Source organism: Rhizobium sp. BR 317 (assembly GCF_047445835.1).
In the GTDB taxonomy this organism is placed as follows: domain Bacteria; phylum Pseudomonadota; class Alphaproteobacteria; order Rhizobiales; family Rhizobiaceae; genus Rhizobium; species Rhizobium paranaense.
Genome location: NZ_JARWLB010000167.1, coordinates 1 through 957 on the forward strand (window position 1 = coordinate 1; position 957 = coordinate 957).

Annotated in this window: 2 protein-coding genes; both read right to left on the minus strand. The window is 61.0% G+C overall.

Translation table 11 applies throughout. From position 1 onward, the window contains the following. A partial coding sequence (locus QD357_RS32565) for a three component ABC system middle component (protein ID WP_414126123.1) occupies positions 1-360 on the minus strand: 360 nt, incomplete at its 3' end. After that, positions 357-957, minus strand: a 601-nt coding sequence (locus tag QD357_RS32570; RefSeq protein ID WP_414126124.1) for an ABC-three component system protein, incomplete at its 5' end; no start/stop codon positions are given. The genes QD357_RS32565 and QD357_RS32570, both read right to left, overlap by 4 nt.

A 957-nucleotide genomic window follows, 5' to 3' on the forward strand; every position in this document is an offset into this window, starting at 1 on the left:
GAACTGCGCGGTGTCGTAGTCGATCCGCACGAGCTTCGACGTCGCTGCCACCCCGATCGACTGAAGGCTAAGCGGTCGCAGTTGCATCGCGCGTCCGTGGATGCCCATCAAAATTTCCCGCTCCTTGTCGAATTTCGCAGCAAACAGCGGCAGGCCAGATGCTTTGCGCGTCGATGCCACCTCATCGAACGTCTGCCGGTGCAACAGCATTKGCAGCACGAGGAATGCCAGAGGAATCGGAACCTCGGCGGCACCGTCTTCCTGATAACCCAACGCGAATTGCCAAATCAGATAGGCGCCGATCGCGGGGTTCTGTACGATATCGAGTTCGTTGAGCCTGAGTGGTGATAAGGCCGTCATTCGCCGCCATCCTCCAGCAGCGTMACGTAATCGCCGTGCCAGCCAAGGACGCGGCGATCGGCAAGATCGTTGAAGCTCCCGTGGACGAAATGGCTGGGAACCGCTCGGCCCTCAAGAGGAGCGATGTGCTGAGCGCACTGACGATAGAGCAGCCTGCCCTGGACAGCAGCGGACTTTTCGCCGTGCAGGTCGGCGACATCGCCCTTCGTCATGCCGTGCTTCTTGACGAGATCCTCGTCCCAACCGTCCAGACTGCCGGAGAAAATCTCGCCGCGTTCTGCMCAATCCGCTTTGTCAGCTGAGGCGCGAAGGTAGTCGCTTACGGCGCGGAGGCGGTCCTCTTCGGTGGCCTCGATGAGTTCAAGCTGCCGCACAAAGACCGGGCGCGCCGCAGCGATGCCGGCGATCAAGCTGTCGTCGGGCGACTCGCTGAACGACGCGAGCAGACCGGGCAGGTTGTTCTGGCGAATGAAGGCGTGGAAATCGCGGCGAAACGCGTCAGCGTCGAGGATTGGCTTTTCGCCCTGCTGGATCAGTCGATCCATCGCCTGTTTGGCCTGACCGATACCGGAGCGGACGATGATGTCGATATTGGCC